Here is a 16,833-nt window from a genome sequence, read left to right on the forward strand (position 1 = left end):
GAATGGAATAGCTAAAATTACGCAATTCCGTCCGGCAGGAAAGCAATTTCCAAGGGGGTGAATTATTTCCAGATTTTCAGTTGCCGTTCGGGGTTTTTCGGCTTTGCATCGTAACTTCGCTGCCAGAAAAAACCGTGTAAAATGATCCAGGTCATTCCATCCATTGCCATTCGCAAAGGGACCGTCGTCAAGATGCGAAAAGGCGACCCCAGCAGTGAAAAGGCATACAACGAAAACCCGTTGGACCTTGCCAAGCGGTTTGAAGATCATGGAATCGACGTTGTGCACCTGGTTGACCTCGACGGCGCCGAAAAAGGCAGCCCCGTAAACTGGCACGTGCTCGAAACCATCGCCGGCCACACGAACTTAAAGGTCGACTTCACCGGTGGCATCTCCACCGACGGCGACATCAGCAAAGCCTACGAATATGGCGCCGAATATATCACCGCCGCCAGCATTGCCGTAACAAACCCCGAGCTCTTTGCTTCGTGGATCATTTCCTATGGTCGTGAAAAAATTACGCTTGGTGCCGACGTAGTAGACCGCACCACCAAAGAGATGCTCTTTCGTGGCTGGCAACGCCGCACACAGCAAACGCTCATGGAGCACCTGGATTATTTCATCTCGCGCGGCCTGAAGTATGTAAAGTCCACCGACGTATCGCACGACGGTGTGCTCGAAGGTCCTGCCTTTGAATTTTACCAGGACATACTCGATACGTTCCCCGACGTCTGCGTACTCGCCAGCGGCGGTGTACGCGGCGTAGACGACATCAAGCGGCTCAACGACATGGGCATCTTCGCGGTCATCTTCGGCAAGGCATACTATGAAGGTATTCTCAACCTTAAAGACCTGGAACAATTCCTGATCAAAAAGGAAATATAACTCGCTTTCGCTAACAGTCCTTCCATTGAATTCCGATCGTTATAATCAACGCGGCGTATCCGCCTCCAAAGAAGATGTCCACCAGGCCATCCGTAATTTAGACAAGGGCCTTTTTCCCAAGGCATTCTGTAAAGTCGTGCCCGACTACCTCGGCCACGACGATGCCTACTGCACCATCATGCATGCCGACGGCGCCGGCACAAAATCTTCGTTGGCTTATTTATACTGGAAAGAGACGGGTGACCTGTCCGTATGGAAAGGCATTGCACAAGACGCCATCATCATGAACATCGACGACCTGCTGTGCGTCGGTGCCATTGATAACATTTTATTGTCCTCCACCATTGGCCGCAATAAACACCTCATTCCAGGCGAAGTGATTGCCGCAGTCATCGAAGGCACGGAAGAGGTACTCGCCATGCTGCGCAGCCACGGCCTGAACATCATCAGTACCGGCGGCGAAACTGCCGACCTGGGCGACCTCGTAAAAACCATCGTCGTCGATAGCACCGTCGTCAGCCGCATGAAGCGCAGCGATGTAATCGACAATCAAAACATCCAGGCAGGCGATGTCATTGTAGGCCTCGCTTCCTTCGGACAGACCTCCTACGAAAACGAATATAACGGCGGCATGGGCAGCAACGGCCTGACGTCCGCCCGTCACGACGTCTTCCACAAAAACTACGCAATAAAATATCCCGAGTCCTACGACGGCAACGTCACCGCAGGGCTCGTCTATACCGGCAAGTGCCGCCTGACCGACACCGTACCCGGAGCGCCCATCAACGCGGGCAAGCTGGTGCTGTCACCCACACGCACCTATGCGCCTGTCATCATCGAAGTGCTCAGGCAACTGCGCAGCCAGATCCACGGCATGGTACATTGCAGCGGTGGCGCACAAACCAAAGTGCTCCACTTCGTCGACGACGCGCACGTCATCAAAGACAACCTGTTCGACATTCCACCGCTCTTCAAACTGATTCACGACCAAAGCGGCACCGATTGGAAAGAAATGTACAAAGTCTTTAACATGGGCCACCGCATGGAAATATACCTGCCGCAAGCCCAGGCGCAGACTGTCATCGACATTGCCCGGTCGTTTAACCTCGACGCACAGATCGTCGGCCGCGTAGAGGCCGGCAAAAAACAAGTAAGCCTCCGCACACCGTTCGGAGAGTTTATATACTAATCGGAATTTAGTTACTGCTTTACTGCGAAGGCTCAACGATCTAGGAATGAGCCTCGGCTTCCGTATCTGTCTCCGTGTGCTCCTTACTGCGGAACTTGGACATCAGAGATTCCTTACTTTCCAACAGGCGATGCGACGTAAGGTAATGAATCACTTTTTCCTCCAGGTAATGATGCAGCGGCAGTAAAATGGAAATCAACACGATCTTGATTAACATAATCTTCCAGGGCTCACCGTGCGTAGCATGGTGAATCTGGTTGTCTGCTATAAGAATGATAAACTCAAACAGGAAAATAAACGCAAAGAATCCCAGGATCTTTATCGTAGCTTTTGACACCCGAAAAATACCCAGCATAACCAGTACAATAAACACGGCAGCAATCGCCACGGTAATGCCCATGTACTGAAGGTTATGCCGGTCATGTAGCGCCTCCGCTGCCTTCAATTCTTCCCGCTCGCGACGTTTTGTTTCGTCCGCCACCTCCAACAACATCAGATCTTTCTCGGTAGCTAATAGCTTCAGGCTGTCAGTATACTGATGATAGCGCTGATTGTAGAAGTAGGCATTTTTAAAATCACCCATCCGCTGATAAACCGAATCCAACTCCTGTGAAACCTCTTGCTTCATCTCGAGATTACCCGACCTCTCACCAATCCGATATGCCTTCTGCAGATAAACTAATGACTTGTCGTACTTCTTCAAATCCTTGTAAAGCTGAACAAGATGCAGGTAGAAGTTATACAGGTTTGAAGTATTCGCGCGGGCTTCCGCCAGCGGCTCCGCTTTGGTATAGAAATACTGCGCAGAATCATACCGGCCTAGCTTAGCATACGCAAACCCGTACGTTTGAAAAATAATAAATTCAAGGTTAGCCCGCTTCATGAACGTAGTCAGATCGGGTGTAGCCTTGAAATAAGCCAATGCCTTCTCCGTCTGACCGCTTTGTAAATATTGCTCAAGAATACTGATGTATCCATTCACGCGGGTTACGCTAAAATGAATGGAGTCCGACAAAGCCAACACCCGCTCATGGTACTCCATCGCGATGTCATACTGTTTGGCACGCATATATACCATGCCGATTTGGCGGTATAACAATAACCTGTCCAGCGGTTTTCGGTAACGAAGCGTCAGCGCATGGATCTTGAATAAATAATCTTTTGACTTCTCATAGTCGTCCAGACTGTGGTAAAAGTCCGCCATGTTATAATAACTCAATTGCAGAGGCTCATAATGACCTAATGCTTCGGCGATCGAAAGCGCCTGTAAATATTGTCGAAACGCTAACAACCTTTCTTTTTTTGCCAGGTAAGTATCACCCAGAGATCCAAGACAAATCACACGCAGAGAATCGTCTTCTGTGGTAGCCGCCAACGACAACGCCAGGTTACTGTAATTGAGAGCCTTGTCCGTTTCACCATTATTTCGTGCTATCCGCGCCAGGACGACATAAGCCTCCGCCTGCGATCCTTCCAGGTTGCTGGTCTTTGCCAACGCCAGTGCTTTTTCTGCCGATACCAACGCCTTTGCTGCCTGATCGCGATTACCGGCACCCACGGAGAAATACCGTTGCGCATCCAACAGCAGAACGTGAACCATTAATTTCCTGTCGCGCGTCTGTTCGGCAAGCTGCAACATCTGCAGTGCATAACGATCGGCTTGCGCCGCATCAAGCACCATGTAGAGACCCGACAGCTCCTTTAACGTGGCAAGCCGGACGGCATCAGTCTTAGCCAACTCCAGATCGCGCTTCAAACTGTCAATATAACCGTTGTCTTGTGCCAGCGCGGCCGTGGCAAAAAGAAAAAACAGAATGGCAGACAAAAGGCTTCTCGTCTTCATGTAGGGGTGTAACATTGAAGCGCTAAGGTAAAGAAGCCGGGCAACTAAAGAAAATTAGCCCTTCGTAACGCCCTCTGGTTTGGGTTTCCGCTTTTCGCGGATCACTTCAATGATCGGCGGCAGGATCGACACAAAAATGATCCCGAAGATCACGTATGTGAAATTATTCTTGATCACCGGCAGCCCACCAAAGAAAAAGCCCAGCATCAAAAAGCTGGTCACCCAGGCTATTGCCCCTACGATATTAAAGGTCGCAAACTTGCCATACGTCATCGTGCCGATACCCGCCACGAACGGTGCAAACGTGCGAATGATGGGAATAAAGCGTGCGTAGATGATGGTCTTGCCACCGTGCTTATTATAAAACTGTTGGGTCTTGGTGAGATACTCCAGTTTCAGAAGTTTAAACTTGCCGCTAAAGGCCTTCGGGCCAATCGCCTTGCCAACGTGGTAGTTCACCAGGTCGCCCAGAATGGCAGCAATGATCAGCAGAATCAACATAAGCCCTACGTTCAAACCCGTCTCCGGCTTGGCAATGATCGCACCAGCCGCAAACAGCAGCGAGTCTCCCGGCAGGAATGGCGTGACCACCAGACCGGTTTCGGCAAAGATGATCAGAAACAGAATGAGATACGTCCAGGTCTGGTAGTCCTGAACGATTTCCACCAGGTGGTGGTCAATGTGCAGAATAAAGTCAATGAGGGATTTTATAAGCTCCATATCAGATTAAAGTCAAGACGCTGCGAAAATAACAAAAGCTTTACCCTCCACCCAACTTTCTGGCAACGAAACCCATACCGGACTTTGCCGGTGTGGACGATTATTACATTTACGTTAATCCTATAATTTCTGGCAAGCCGGGCAAAAATACGTCGACCTGCCGCCCAATGCTTGAAGCTTTCTAATCCCCGCAATTAGAACATAGCCCTTGCCGTTAAAAAAATACGCCTCGTATATTCGTGTTTTGTAGGCTTAATATTTTACTATGACTTTAATACTATGGTCGATATTCTTATCGTAGGTGCAGGTGCCGCGGGACTCACGGCCGCCCGCACCTTAAGTGGGGCCGGACGATCCGTAACCGTATTAGAAGCACGCGAACGCATCGGCGGGCGCATCCATACGCTTCGCACCAACTTTACTGTGCCCGTAGCCGAAGGCGGCGCCGAGTTTATGCACGGCAACTTGCCGCTTACAACGGCCCTCATGCAGGAAGCCAATATGCCCTTTTACGAAGGCGACGGCGCCACATGGAACGTACAACACCACCGGCTGCAAAAAGGGGACATCATGCCCGAAGGGTGGGATGAGCTTAACAACAAACTGCGAAGCCTGAAAGAAGACATGAGCATCGGCGCCTTCCTGCGTCAATACTTTGGCGATGACGCCCATCGCGCACTGCGCGAAAACATCACACGCCTGGTTGAAGGCTACGATGCAGCCGACGTCGACAAAGCCAGTGCGTTTGCCCTACGCGAAGAATGGGCGGCCGAAGAAAACCTGACTGGCTACCGGCCCAAACAGGGATACGGACCGCTTATGGAATTCTTACAACACAAATGCACTGCGCAAGGGGTCGTTTTTCATTTTAAAAACAACGTAACGCACATACGCTACACGCAGGACTATGTGGAAGTTACCACCGCCGAAGGCGAACGATACATTGGCCGCAAGCTCGTAATCACGGTACCGGTGGCCGTACTTAACGCGGGGGCAGTTGCCTTCTCGCCCGAGCCCGTCCAGCACCTGCAGGCATTGCGTCGTATCGAGACAGGAGGAGTGATCAAATTCCTCATCGAATTTACAGGTAAGTTTTGGGAGCGGTCTCAGCCAGACGAAGGCTACGTCATGCCCGACCTGCACTTTCTGTTTTCCGACGCGTATGTTCCGACGTGGTGGACGCAAAATCCCGCACAATCTACATTATTATCGGGGTGGCTATCCGGGCCCGTCACCAAACATCTGCGCAAAGGCGACCACGAGCTGTTACAAGAGGCTTTTCATTCGCTGGCCTATATTTTTAATTGTACCGAAGTATACTTACGGCAACATATTCGCAATGCCAAGGTCTTTAACTGGGTCACCGATCCGTTTGCCCGCGGCGCTTATGCTTATAAGAGTGTCGGCAACGACGAAGCGCTCAAAATACTTGCCGTGCCCGTAGACGACAAACTTTATTTTGCCGGCGAAGCATACTATAATGGTCCGGAAATGGGCACTGTCGAGGCCGCCCTGGCCAGTGGCACCACAATCGCCGAAAAAATACTAAAGGAAAAACACTTGTAAGATTAAAGATTACATCGTCTATATTTCGAGTATATAACCTCCGGAAAAACCCTGAACTTGGGTCCGACGATGGAAAGCGCTTTGCCAGCCGATTTTGCGAGCCTCTTCAGGCAACACCATAAAGGTCTGTGCGACCTTGCCTATAATATTGTGTGCGATCGCGATGCCGCAAAGGACATCGTACAAGAAGTTTTTGTTAAGCTTTGGAACAACCGGTCGCACGTCATCTTCGGCGACCAGATCAAACATTATCTTTATAAAGCAACCGTGCACACGGCTTATAATTATGTGCGTTCCCACAAACGTCTTTTTTCATTGGACGACTACAAAGGCCTGGAGATGCTACGCGCCTTTCCCGAAACCGACGCGCTCGAATTTCGCGAGCTGGAGCTCCGCACCCGCCAGGCCATCGACCGCCTGCCTGCCAAGTGCAAAAGCATCTACCTCCTCAGCCGTCAGGAAGGTCTGAAATACCAGGAAATCGCCGACACCCTGGGCATCTCGCTCAAAACCGTTGAAAATCAGATGGGTATCGCCCTGGAAAAGCTCCGCCAGGAGCTAAAACCCTTTCTTTCGCTCGAAATCGTCACATGGCTGGCCGTCGTCGGTCTGGCACTCTACAGGCTTCTTTTCATAGAAGCGCAAAATTTTTAAGAAATTTTAGGGGGGCGTTTGGGGGTAAGGGGACCCTTGCGTGCTATAAGCTTACTGATCATTAAACACATTACGCTTATGAAACGTCTGCTTGGCTTAATCTTAATCACCTCTGCCATGCTGTTTTCAGCATGTTCGCAGTATACCTGTGCTACTTACGTTAAGAATACTCCGCCGGTAACAAAAAAGACCCAGCGGCTATAATTCCAGTATAAACTCACCCGATGAACGCAGATACACCAACCCCACGCTGGAATAAAATATCCGCATACCTGTCGGGTGAGCTGGAATCCTCTGAGCGACTGGCATTTGAGTCCTGGCTACAGGATTCAAAAGCCAACCAGCAAGTCTTTGAAGAGGCTAAAAAGATCTGGGCGAGCAGCCGCCTCAAGCTGACATCGGCCGACTATGGCACCGAGGAAGAATTAAGCCGGCTCATGGCGCGCCTGCAGCGTGATGAGCGCAGCGAAAATGTGCGCATACTTCACAGCCCATGGTTGCGCGTCGCGGCGGCCGTTGTATTCGTCGTCGTGGGGGCGTGGTTTTATACCCAGTTCCAGGGTTCATCAACCCACATACCGGACTTTATACATGCCGCCGGCGATCACGTAGCGACTTTATACCTGCCCGACAGTAGCCGTGTATGGCTCAACACGGGCAGCCGCATCAGCTACGACAAAAACTTCAACATAACCGAACGGCGGATCTACCTCGAAGGCGAAGGATATTTCGAAGTGCGATCCGACTCGACACGGCCCTTCCGTGTATTGACGAAGACGACCATTACCCGCGTGGTCGGCACCGCCTTTAACGTGAAGGAGACCGATACGCTTACAACCTTAACGGTGAAGGAGGGAAAAGTTAACTTTTCGCGCATGGACAATACCCGCGGTGAGGTTCTACGGGTCGTGCATGGCGAGCAGGCAACCTTTCACCACCCGCACCAAATCTTCAAAAAATCTCCCATCATCAACAATGCGTATGCAGGATGGCGCCGGGCAAACAACCCAGCCTTTCAAAAGGAAAAACAAAATCCGGTCGCTTTCCTGACTACGCGCTACGCCTGGCGAAAAGACCGCGCACATCAATCGGAAGTATACGGGCAGGTATGGAACCATGCCGAGCTGGCGACCTATAAGAATGTAATTCTCAAGGTCACCTACGCCACCCCCGGCGGCAAACCTAAGACCATGCGCATTAAAACGGAGCAGGTCATTTACCCGGGGCAGCCCATCGACTTCCGCAAAAAACTGCGTGACCTTTCCTCCTCGACGAGTTATCTCAAAGTCGAAGTAGAATCGGCCGAACTTATTTCAGGATAGTATGGTAACCATGAACGACAACACCACCAACGCAGCCACAACGTACACGCTGCCGCAACAAGCCGAGGCCTTAATAAAGTTGGCCGAAAAAATCATCGAGCAACATGGCAACTCCGGCCCGCAAAGCCCCGTGAAGCCACACTTAATTGCCGACCTCAACTCGCGCGTCAGTCCCGCACGCGCGCGTCACGAGCAAGGCTTGCGCTACGCCCGCATGGCAGAAGATGCCTTCGCGGAGCGCGATGAATTATTGGGCAAAATTCCCGGCCGCAAAAGCGAGCTCGACGTACGTAACCTGGTAGAGATGGTCGTGGAGCTGGTAAAAGAGCACTACCCCGATTCAGTGCAGAAATGGGGCTTTGAATAAACACCTGTTGGGCATACCAGGATGACACGGAATCTTTGTTGACATTCCTGTTCTGACGATGTGAAGTTTTTGAATAAAGTAAGAGACTTGGTTCATGGCCGATCCCTACCCATGAACCGTTCCCGACCATGCAGGAAATTAATAGCCCGCAAAATATTCCTATCCAAACTTTCCTTTGTCTTTAACAAAGCCAAATAGCGCACAATCTCATTTCTCCTGGAAGGACTCAACCCTTCAAATACCTGCAGAGCCGCTTTATCCTTTCTCAAGGCTTTCAGAAATTCCGGCGAATCAGATACCTCTTTTTCCGCGCTATCAAACTGAATCGTAAGCTCTATCTTTTCACCAATTCGTTTCGGCGAATCTTTCAGCATCGTGGTATTAATATACAACCGCCACTCACCGCTATATTTCACTAGAGTCTGTTTGTAGGGATCTCCGTTCACAGTCCCTTTGATGCGAATGTGACCTTTATCCTTGCCCGCCTGCTCGAATATCTTTTTCAATATTCGTTCGGGCACCGAGACATAGGGATTGATGCCGATGATTTTGATATGATCCTTAAACTTGAACATCCATCACAAGTTAAATATCAATCACCACTTTACCACATGTGGTACGATTTTGTGGGTGCCCCAACCCAGTATACTCACCACATGACCGGTGTAGTGCTTCGCGGCTTTGAACAAATGGTCCAGTCCCGCGCCGCCCGGCGACGGGTTTTGTATTAAGGCTAAAACAGCGCAGGAATAACCTGCGCTCTTAACTATCATGCTGACAGAATTGCTTTGGCTTCCGAAACCAGGCTGTCGATATCGGCCTGCGTCTCTTCGAGCTCCAGGCTTTTGAGTTGCTTTTTGAGCGTCTCGTGAAAGCGATAATACTGGTCGCGTTTGATAAAGCCATCGCGCGCAATCCACTCTTCCCTGCCATAACGGGTCACATACTCTTCAATCATCTCCTGCTCCATGCGGGAGTTCGTGGTCAGATATTCCGCCATCTTCAACAGCAACAACTTGTTACGGTTCAGCAGTCGCTCGGCTTCCACCTCACACGCCTTGATGATCATGATCGACTCGCTGGCATACCGATCCGACAAAAAGAAAGCATCTTCGTTGCCGGACGTATCTACCGCCAGGTGAATCGGGTCCGAGCCCATGGCGTACTGGCGCACCGCCCGGTTCGCCAGACGGGAAGCCTCCTCAATATCAATGCTTACCCCCGACGAAGTAAATTGCTCGCCAAACACCAGACGCTCGGCCACATAACCACCCAACGTAATCACGATATCCTTCTGCAGCGATTCGCGTGTCATGGGGCCTTCGGGAAAATCCACCAGGCAAAACCCTTCGGCATCTGATGCTGTACGCGACACCACGACCGTCGGGATGATGCGCAGGGTAAGCGCTGCCAACACGGCATGACCCGCCTCGTGCACCGCTATGTGCGCCTGCAACTCGGGATCTACGCTTTTACGAAGGTTGTCCAGTTTCAACCTGGCCTTGTCCGAGATCGCCAACAGCATCGTACCGCCGGCATCCCGAAGGGTATAGACAAAGGTCTCGTCTTCAAACTTCCAGGCAATCGACGCGACAGGCAGTTGATATTCCAGCACCGAAACCGCCAGACTGCTGATCCGCGACTCGATCAGGTTCCTCACCGTGGTGAATACCGGCCGGGTTCCTTGTGCCGGAAATACACCTTCCAAATATACCACGTCTACTATCGAATCGTCAAACAGAGTCGTCCAGCCAAAACGTTCTTGTACGAAGGCGCCAATGCGTTGCAGCTCCCGTTTAATCAACTCGCGGAAATGCTCCGTGTTGAACGAGGTATAGATCACATGGGTGTTACCCAACCGGGCAATCTGCTCGGCACGGAACCGCTTGCGCAAAGCGCGTTTGATATCAGCCAGGTTGATCTTTGTCGTCTGCTCGTAGAAGTCGTCAGCGCTAATATCCGGATTCAAGTTTCCACTCATGGTGTATGCCTCGTCCAGATTACCCAATACAAAGATCAGCGCACCCGACAAGTCCAACGTCTGGGTCAGAGGTTGTGAACGTTGCGCTTCATTTACCAGCTGCATCAACCCACGCAGGTCCAATACCGCGATGCGTTGTTGCAAGATCTCGTGTGTGATGTCTTCGTCGCTAAATAAGCTTGTCAGACCACCGGTAAAATCCCGGGACAAGAAGTATTCCGCCTCGGGACTCTTATTCCGGTTTTCAAACTCAAAATAGAAGCCGTTGAAGAGCGTCTTAAATTCCTCCAGTCTGTCGGCATCTACCTGACCATTTGTAACCGTCACGCCGCAACGTGCTGCCTTCTCTAACTTGCGTAGGCATTTTTCGGCGCTAAAGATCGCGGAGGTATAGTGGCCTGGAACATAGTCGATTTTGCCAGAGTCCAGCAAATCCCAAACCACCCGCAGTTTATCCTTACCCAGCTCGCGCCGTTCGGCATCCAGCGTACGCGCAAACTGAAATTCATCCAGGCAAAAGATGGCCGGTTTGCCATCGAAGAACTTCAAGTCGTCGGTGAGCATATTCTTCATCCACGACGCGGAATCCGACTCGAACTCACCCATATCCATGTGCGTATACAGCTTCTGATATTGCAGATATTCTACGATGGCCCGTACCAACGCCGTTTTACCCGAGCCCGTTAGACCCCACAGATTAATGACCATCGGCCGTTGTTGCACTTCGGGAAAAAGAAACCAGGGCATCATCAACGACATGACCTCGTCGATCACGGCATCCAAACCCAGGAATTTCTCTTTCAGGGATACAGCCATAGCCTGCAACGTTGCTTTGCGCTCAATTAATAGCGCATGTATATTCTTTGTTTCCATTAGTTGTCTTTGTTTGTCCCACGCCCGGGGACATGATCTTATAAATACATAGCTCCGCCGTCTTGCCATTCAAACACGAATGGCGGGATAGGGGAATAGATTTCAGCTGCGCTTAAAACCTAAAGCACATAGGCTTATCGACACCGTGATACGATGCGACGACCTTGTTAACTTTTCAAAAACTGTTAGGATTAAAAACAGCCGAATCGTTCCGGTAAGAAATCTACCGTGGCGGCTACTTGAAGATATGTAAACTCAAAACCAACATATTTTCCTCTATTTAAAAGTGAACACTAGAGTGAAATGCTGATACAAGATACGGGAAAGTCTGCAGACGGTTACATCCTGGAGCAAAATGCGAAAATTATTTTTGGACGGCTTGACGTACCGTTAACATCCAGTCAATATTGTCATCCTCGATAATCACCGTTCTAAAATTAAAGCGACGGCCTTCGATCGCCAACCCTGGAGAGTCGTCGACATGAAGATCAATGTCAAATGCAGGGGGAAATTTTGAATAGAAATTTCTTTTCTCTTTTAAAATACGGTCATGCTTCGATTGATTAATGACCTCGCGCAATACGACGCCGTATGTCCAGAAAGCCAGGCGAATCGAGAATTCTATTCGGAAGGACGTAGTATAAATACATATGCCGTGCCCTTCCGATTTTAGTTGCTTCATTAGTTCGATCGTACCCAGACGAATTGGCTCTACTCCTAAAAGACGCTGAAGCCAATTCATTGGTTCGGTGGCAAAATGTTTTTGTGCGGGAATCAGGGTGTCATCCAGGTCAAAGGATATTTTCATGGCTGTCGTCCAGCAAGAAACAGACCAATACTAATCGCGTATGTACGGTACAAGTTTCTCCAGTAACGCAATTTTCCTCCGGCACACCCATAGCAACAGCAACCCGACAACACCAAACGAACAATCAATCAACTGCCAGAACAACGGTATGCCCCGCAGCGGTCCGGCAATAAACGCCAGCGGCAGAATCGCCACGCAAGCAATCATACCAAACTCCACCACCCAAACATTGCGTACCGGGTCGCGCCATGGCCCGACAAACGCCACGGCAATAACCAGGTGCGCGAACGCCAACCAGTCCGTGCCATAGGCAATGAACGGATATCGGCTATACGTTTCGTGCACTCCCAGGTACACCCGTTCCAACCACTGTGCCACGACGTTGTTCCAACCTTGCTCCACCACCCATGTGTGCGCGAGGCTCAGCTGCCAATCGATGGGAAAAGCTGTCAAACCACTAACAACAAGACATACCATAAATATCGCCAGCAACATTTTTACCTGACGCAACACCCGTAGTTGCGAAATAGCAGGCGCTATACTATTACTTCTCATAATGAACTAAAAGATTATTGTTGTGAAATACCTCCTCCACCCGGCGCAGCAGTGCCGCTTCGTCCTGGGCGGTGATATTGATTAAACAGAATTTATTCTCTCCGCGTAGCATCCGCATGCGCCAGTCAAGCTGACTGATAGTATCGACCTTCCCATTGCTATACCACCACGCCGTGTGCAATACCTCGTTACCTTTCACCAGCTCACCGCGGTAGATAGTCCTGCCCGCTACAAGCTGCTCTCGTATTGTGGAAAAGGTGTAGCCGCTTCCGCGCCAGCAAAACAAGGGGCTATGTTCGGCTACAAAGAATTCCGGGATGGGTTTCACATACAGTAGAAATTCATCCGTGGCAATGCGTGTGATTCCGCTCGGTAGATTTTCGGTTGGCAATTTTTGATAGAACACCGTTGCGTACGAAGATGCGGGTGCTTTCAACTGTTGGCCAAGCGTAACACCCGTGATCAACATAGTCGCTGCAAAAAGATATTGCAACAACTCCACTCGCGGACTGACCGGCATTGCCACCGGTACCGGCTTAAAATTCTTTCCCCGTCGCCGCGCTAGGAAAACCGCCAGGAAATACACCGGTACGACCACATATACCAGCAGGCATGCCAACCCCATTCCACCATGCATGGCTTGCTCCGGCCCAATGCGGAACATCACCAACACAATAATGCGAAACAAGTTGGCAATAATGTTTAGTACAAACACTGTCGTGAAGAATAACGCGATATAACCAAACGACAGTTGCTTCTGCTCCACGCGAAACCTATGCCCGAGAATAAACACGCCCATCAGCAACGAGATCGCAAGCATGTTCAGACCCATGCACGCATCGTCAACCGAAAACGTAGCGCCTTCCAATACCATGACATTTCCCGCTACCTGTATATCTACACCCGCCGCCTGCAACAACCAACCCGTCCAGGCGCTCAGTTGCAGCCGTATGGGAAAACCCAATATACCCGAGATCTGCAGAAACGCCGGCGACATACATACCACGAGCACCAGCAACAACGGGTGACACCTGCCGATCAGGAGCTCCACCAGCCAAAGGCCATAAAATGCCAGCGCAAAAAAGTAGAAAAGTTTCAGCCCATACAGCAAAGACAAACCACCCATGGCCAGCGACAGGAACAGATAGAGATAGTTCTTCCGTGTCTCACCGGTTATCAAACAAGCGAACGGTAACAAACAAAGGCCAATCCAAACATTGGTATTCGACACATACGACAGCGGAAACGCCGCGATACCGCCAACGATTCCCGCCAGCGCCAGGATCACGATCGGATGCCTGGCACCGGCAGAAAGTCTGGATGACAAAACTGTCGTCATCATACACGTGGTGCGGTTACATCCTTCAAGCGGTAACGTCTCATCACATTAAACAGCACGAAACACAGGAAAACTGCGATCAATGCCCATTCATGCGGCTCCGGCACGGCACCCGACTCGTTGTGCGTAGCGTTGCCTAAACTATTGGCAATGTCTTTGATCCCGAAGCGGTCGTAGTCTTTCTGTGTTTCCAACACGATCAGGCTCGACACCGGCGATACCACATAGGCCAGAGCCGCTTCGTTCACCAACGTTTCGTTTATAAAATCATCACGAAAGAAATGTGTCCCCACCTGGCGCATGATATTATTATAGGCAAACAGCCTGGCGAGATGATCGGGCGCCGTGTCGGTCCCGTCCGCCGACGCCGGCGTTCGTTCTAACACCATCCCCGCATCGTGCAGGATAATATGATTTTCATCTTCAGCCGGTATAGGAAATTGGTTGTGCTCCAAAAGATCAGCCAGCGCATCGACGTCGCCTGTGGCAAAGTTGAATGCACGCAGCTCGCGCAATGAACGGATGTAAGTGGAAGTACCTCCGGCCAGGTTAAAGACATTAACCTTTTTGTTGGCCGCAAAATATCGGCTCACGCTTTCCGCAAACGTACTCTCTTTGATGTCCGTCAGGTATGGCGTCAACGGCTTACCCTTTGTAACGACCAGCGAATGCTCGGTATCCTTAACATGATGAAACGGAAATAACGAGAAGTTTCGTCCACGCAACTTGCTGGTAACTTCATACCAATTGTCTTCGTGCAGGCGAATAAACTCGTTGTCAAAAAAGGCATATACATTGCACTTGGTTAACACGGCATAAGCAGCGTCTACTTCCGCGGCCTCCCACGTATTATTGATGTCCAGGAACAGGTAGCTGAGATGCAACGGTTTTGACACCGGCGTATAGGGTCTCAACGAATAGGTAGATCCGTTAAATGTATACTGATTTTCTTCAATCGGAGATGCTTTCCAGGAGACGGAGAAATCAGGATCATAGGAATACTCGGCGATATATTCTCCTTTTTCATTCTCTTCAAAACCATGCGGTATCGTGACCTCACCATGGTTACCGATAAACCGGAAGCGGCACGTCTCGTTTGCGTCGTGTGCATTCGGACCGCGGAACGTTGCCTGACGGTATACGATGCGACCATCTTCTTCCGGCAGGGGAGAGGTGATACCGATTTTAAACTTTCGTTCCTCCTCCCGGGTACAAGGAAAGACACGCACCGTCACGGTGTTGCCTTCCTGCCAATGCACAACCGAAGGGTCTCGTGCCTCTTTACCAACGATAGTAGTATACGCCTCTGTTGCTTTTTGCCTGGAGGTGAGCACTGCTTTTTCTTCTTTGCCGTTTACCCACAAAGACAACGACGTAACCACGGAACCTTCTGGTAATTGAAAGGTATAGATCGCCTCTTGGGTAGAACCCCACCAGCCGGGCTGAATGCTATTTCGAATGTTCATGTATTGCTCTGTGTAGGCCAGGCGCAGCTGTGGATAGATATCGATGTCGGTGACGATGTATGAGGTCTTGAGATTGTCGCCACGCCAGAGTCGTTCCTGGGTGCGGTGGCGATTGTCCGTAATTCCCCGCAGAATTTTTTCGCGATCCTCGTGCGAAAGCGATGGCTTACGCCAGAACATGGCGAGGTACACCAATGGATCGTGCGTACGCACATCTTGCCAGTTCGACCGTGATAGAAAGTTGAATTCTCCCACACGATCGTCAGGCGTTGTATAAATAAAATCCGATTTCAGTATGCGATCAGAAACCCAATCGAGTTTTATGGATTGACTGACCTTTACCCACACCGGCAACTCGGTATCGGCATAGATTACCGACTGGTTGGCCAACCGGTCGATGGTGCGTACGCGGGCATCCCACTCTATAATAAATAGAAGCGCAAATGTCACCATCCCTGCGGAACCGGCCACAATCCAATTCGACGATACCCGGTTGGTCTTTTTCGTATAGCGAATCAGTATTACCAAACTGATAAGCAAGAAGATCGGCACGAACGCTAACAAGCCAACACCAAGTACCAAAATGCCAAAGGTTGCCGGAAAGTAAACCAGACCAATGTAGAGGGCGAGGTAAGCATAAAGCACGAGCGCGGCACCCAATAGAAAATATTGTATTTTATTGACTATTCGGGGCAAATGGGCATAGTAGCGGAAACTAATCGCGACAAGCGAGCTTACGACCAGGTACACACAGAGCCACAAAACGGAATCCTCAAAAACCGGCACCAAACGATTCAACGCATAGGCACTGACCAGGAAAAGATTGAGTAGCACTACCGTGTAGTGTATATTTTCCTGTCGCCAACTTTTCACGACACCATAGAAGCGATTCGATAATAAGAGGATGACATACACTATCGCCATCCCATAATGCACGACAAACAGCGGGAATCCTGCGTCGTTCAGAAAATCCGCGTCTTTAAGCATCGTGATGGCGTATAGCAGCGTCGATGCCCCCAGCAGAAAATAACCAGTGGAAAGGATGTGATCGGGCTTGATCGTGTCGCGGGTTTCTGAAACCGGTGCCGGCTTCTTTAATTCGTCCAGATTGACCATAGATTTGTCCGTATATGTAAAAGCACTTTTAGTTACAAAGTACAATACGAAATCAAAGTAAAAAGGTTGGGTGAGTACCTAACTTTTCAGGGAAACCAGAAAGTAGGCTAATTTCCCCGGAGACCTTTTAGCCGTTGGACCAAACGGTA

The 16,833-nt window shown here is 50.2% G+C and carries 15 protein-coding genes; 6 read left to right on the forward strand and 9 right to left on the reverse strand.

Annotated features, from left to right (window positions below):
• Positions 1-141 precede the first annotated feature (141 nt).
• Together KK062_RS01805 and KK062_RS01810 are read left to right on the forward strand one after the other, a co-directional pair.
• Entirely contained in the window at positions 142-885 is a 744-nt protein-coding gene (locus KK062_RS01805) for a 1-(5-phosphoribosyl)-5-[(5-phosphoribosylamino)methylideneamino]imidazole-4-carboxamide isomerase (RefSeq protein ID WP_254082518.1), read from the forward strand.
• Between the two features lie 25 nt (positions 886-910).
• Positions 911-2,074 (forward strand): AIR synthase-related protein, encoded by a 1,164-nt coding sequence (locus KK062_RS01810; RefSeq protein WP_254082519.1) that lies wholly within the window; start codon positions 911-913, stop codon positions 2,072-2,074.
• A gap of 40 nt (positions 2,075-2,114) precedes the next feature.
• Here KK062_RS01810 and KK062_RS01815 read toward each other — a convergent pair whose 3' ends face one another.
• From KK062_RS01815 to KK062_RS31025, 3 genes are all read right to left on the reverse strand, one after another.
• On the reverse strand, positions 2,115-3,917 hold the full coding sequence (locus KK062_RS01815) for a tetratricopeptide repeat protein (RefSeq protein WP_254082520.1): 1,803 nt from the start codon (positions 3,915-3,917) through the stop codon (positions 2,115-2,117).
• Between the two features lie 54 nt (positions 3,918-3,971).
• Entirely contained in the window at positions 3,972-4,637 is a 666-nt protein-coding gene (locus tag KK062_RS01820; RefSeq protein WP_254082521.1) for a DedA family protein, read from the reverse strand.
• 120 nt (positions 4,638-4,757) lie between these two features.
• The gene (locus tag KK062_RS31025) at positions 4,758-4,805 is read right to left on the reverse strand and encodes a zinc finger domain-containing protein (protein WP_369075167.1); all 48 of its coding nucleotides are present in this window, start codon (positions 4,803-4,805) and stop codon (positions 4,758-4,760) included.
• 111 nt (positions 4,806-4,916) lie between these two features.
• Here KK062_RS31025 and KK062_RS01825 point away from each other — a divergent pair, with 111 nt between their 5' ends.
• The 4 genes from KK062_RS01825 to KK062_RS01840 all read left to right on the forward strand — a co-directional run bounded on the left by KK062_RS01825 (position 4,917) and on the right by KK062_RS01840 (position 8,546).
• Entirely contained in the window at positions 4,917-6,203 is a 1,287-nt protein-coding gene (locus KK062_RS01825) for a flavin monoamine oxidase family protein (protein WP_254082522.1), read from the forward strand.
• Positions 6,204-6,272: 69 nt separating this feature from the next.
• On the forward strand, positions 6,273-6,857 hold the full coding sequence (locus tag KK062_RS01830) for an RNA polymerase sigma-70 factor (protein WP_254082523.1): 585 nt from the start codon (positions 6,273-6,275) through the stop codon (positions 6,855-6,857).
• Between the two features lie 224 nt (positions 6,858-7,081).
• Positions 7,082-8,179 (forward strand): FecR domain-containing protein, encoded by a 1,098-nt coding sequence (locus KK062_RS01835; protein WP_254082524.1) that lies wholly within the window; start codon positions 7,082-7,084, stop codon positions 8,177-8,179.
• Between the two features lie 10 nt (positions 8,180-8,189).
• On the forward strand, positions 8,190-8,546 hold the full coding sequence (locus KK062_RS01840) for a hypothetical protein (RefSeq protein WP_254082525.1): 357 nt from the start codon (positions 8,190-8,192) through the stop codon (positions 8,544-8,546).
• A 92-nt stretch (positions 8,547-8,638) separates the two neighbouring features.
• On the opposite strand, the gene KK062_RS01845 is transcribed toward KK062_RS01840, so the two are convergent.
• The 6 genes from KK062_RS01845 to KK062_RS01870 form a co-directional block, all read right to left on the reverse strand.
• Positions 8,639-9,121 carry a YdeI/OmpD-associated family protein gene (locus KK062_RS01845; protein ID WP_254082526.1) on the reverse strand — a complete coding sequence of 161 codons (483 nt, stop codon included), beginning with the start codon at positions 9,119-9,121 and terminating at the stop codon, positions 8,639-8,641.
• A gap of 194 nt (positions 9,122-9,315) precedes the next feature.
• Positions 9,316-11,400, reverse strand: a complete 2,085-nt coding sequence (locus tag KK062_RS01850; RefSeq protein ID WP_254082527.1) for an ATP-dependent metallopeptidase FtsH/Yme1/Tma family protein — start codon at positions 11,398-11,400, stop codon at positions 9,316-9,318.
• A 364-nt stretch (positions 11,401-11,764) separates the two neighbouring features.
• Positions 11,765-12,208, reverse strand: coding sequence for an HAD family hydrolase (locus tag KK062_RS01855; protein ID WP_254082528.1), 444 nt, complete (start codon positions 12,206-12,208; stop codon positions 11,765-11,767).
• A 30-nt stretch (positions 12,209-12,238) separates the two neighbouring features.
• On the reverse strand, positions 12,239-12,763 hold the full coding sequence (locus KK062_RS01860) for a hypothetical protein (RefSeq protein WP_254082529.1): 525 nt from the start codon (positions 12,761-12,763) through the stop codon (positions 12,239-12,241).
• A complete protein-coding gene (gene xrtN / locus KK062_RS01865; RefSeq protein WP_254082530.1) occupies positions 12,753-14,105 on the reverse strand; it encodes an exosortase N in 1,353 nt (450 codons plus the stop codon). The genes KK062_RS01860 and xrtN overlap by 11 nt, the downstream gene beginning before the upstream one ends.
• Complete coding sequence (locus KK062_RS01870; RefSeq protein ID WP_254082531.1) at positions 14,102-16,684, reverse strand: XrtN-dependent VIT domain-containing protein; 2,583 nt, start codon at positions 16,682-16,684, stop codon at positions 14,102-14,104. Before KK062_RS01870 ends, xrtN begins: the two co-directional genes overlap by 4 nt.
• Positions 16,685-16,833 lie beyond the last annotated feature (149 nt).

Source organism: Dawidia cretensis, from assembly GCF_018598175.1.
Lineage (GTDB): Bacteria > Bacteroidota > Bacteroidia > Cytophagales > Cyclobacteriaceae > Ohtaekwangia > Ohtaekwangia cretensis.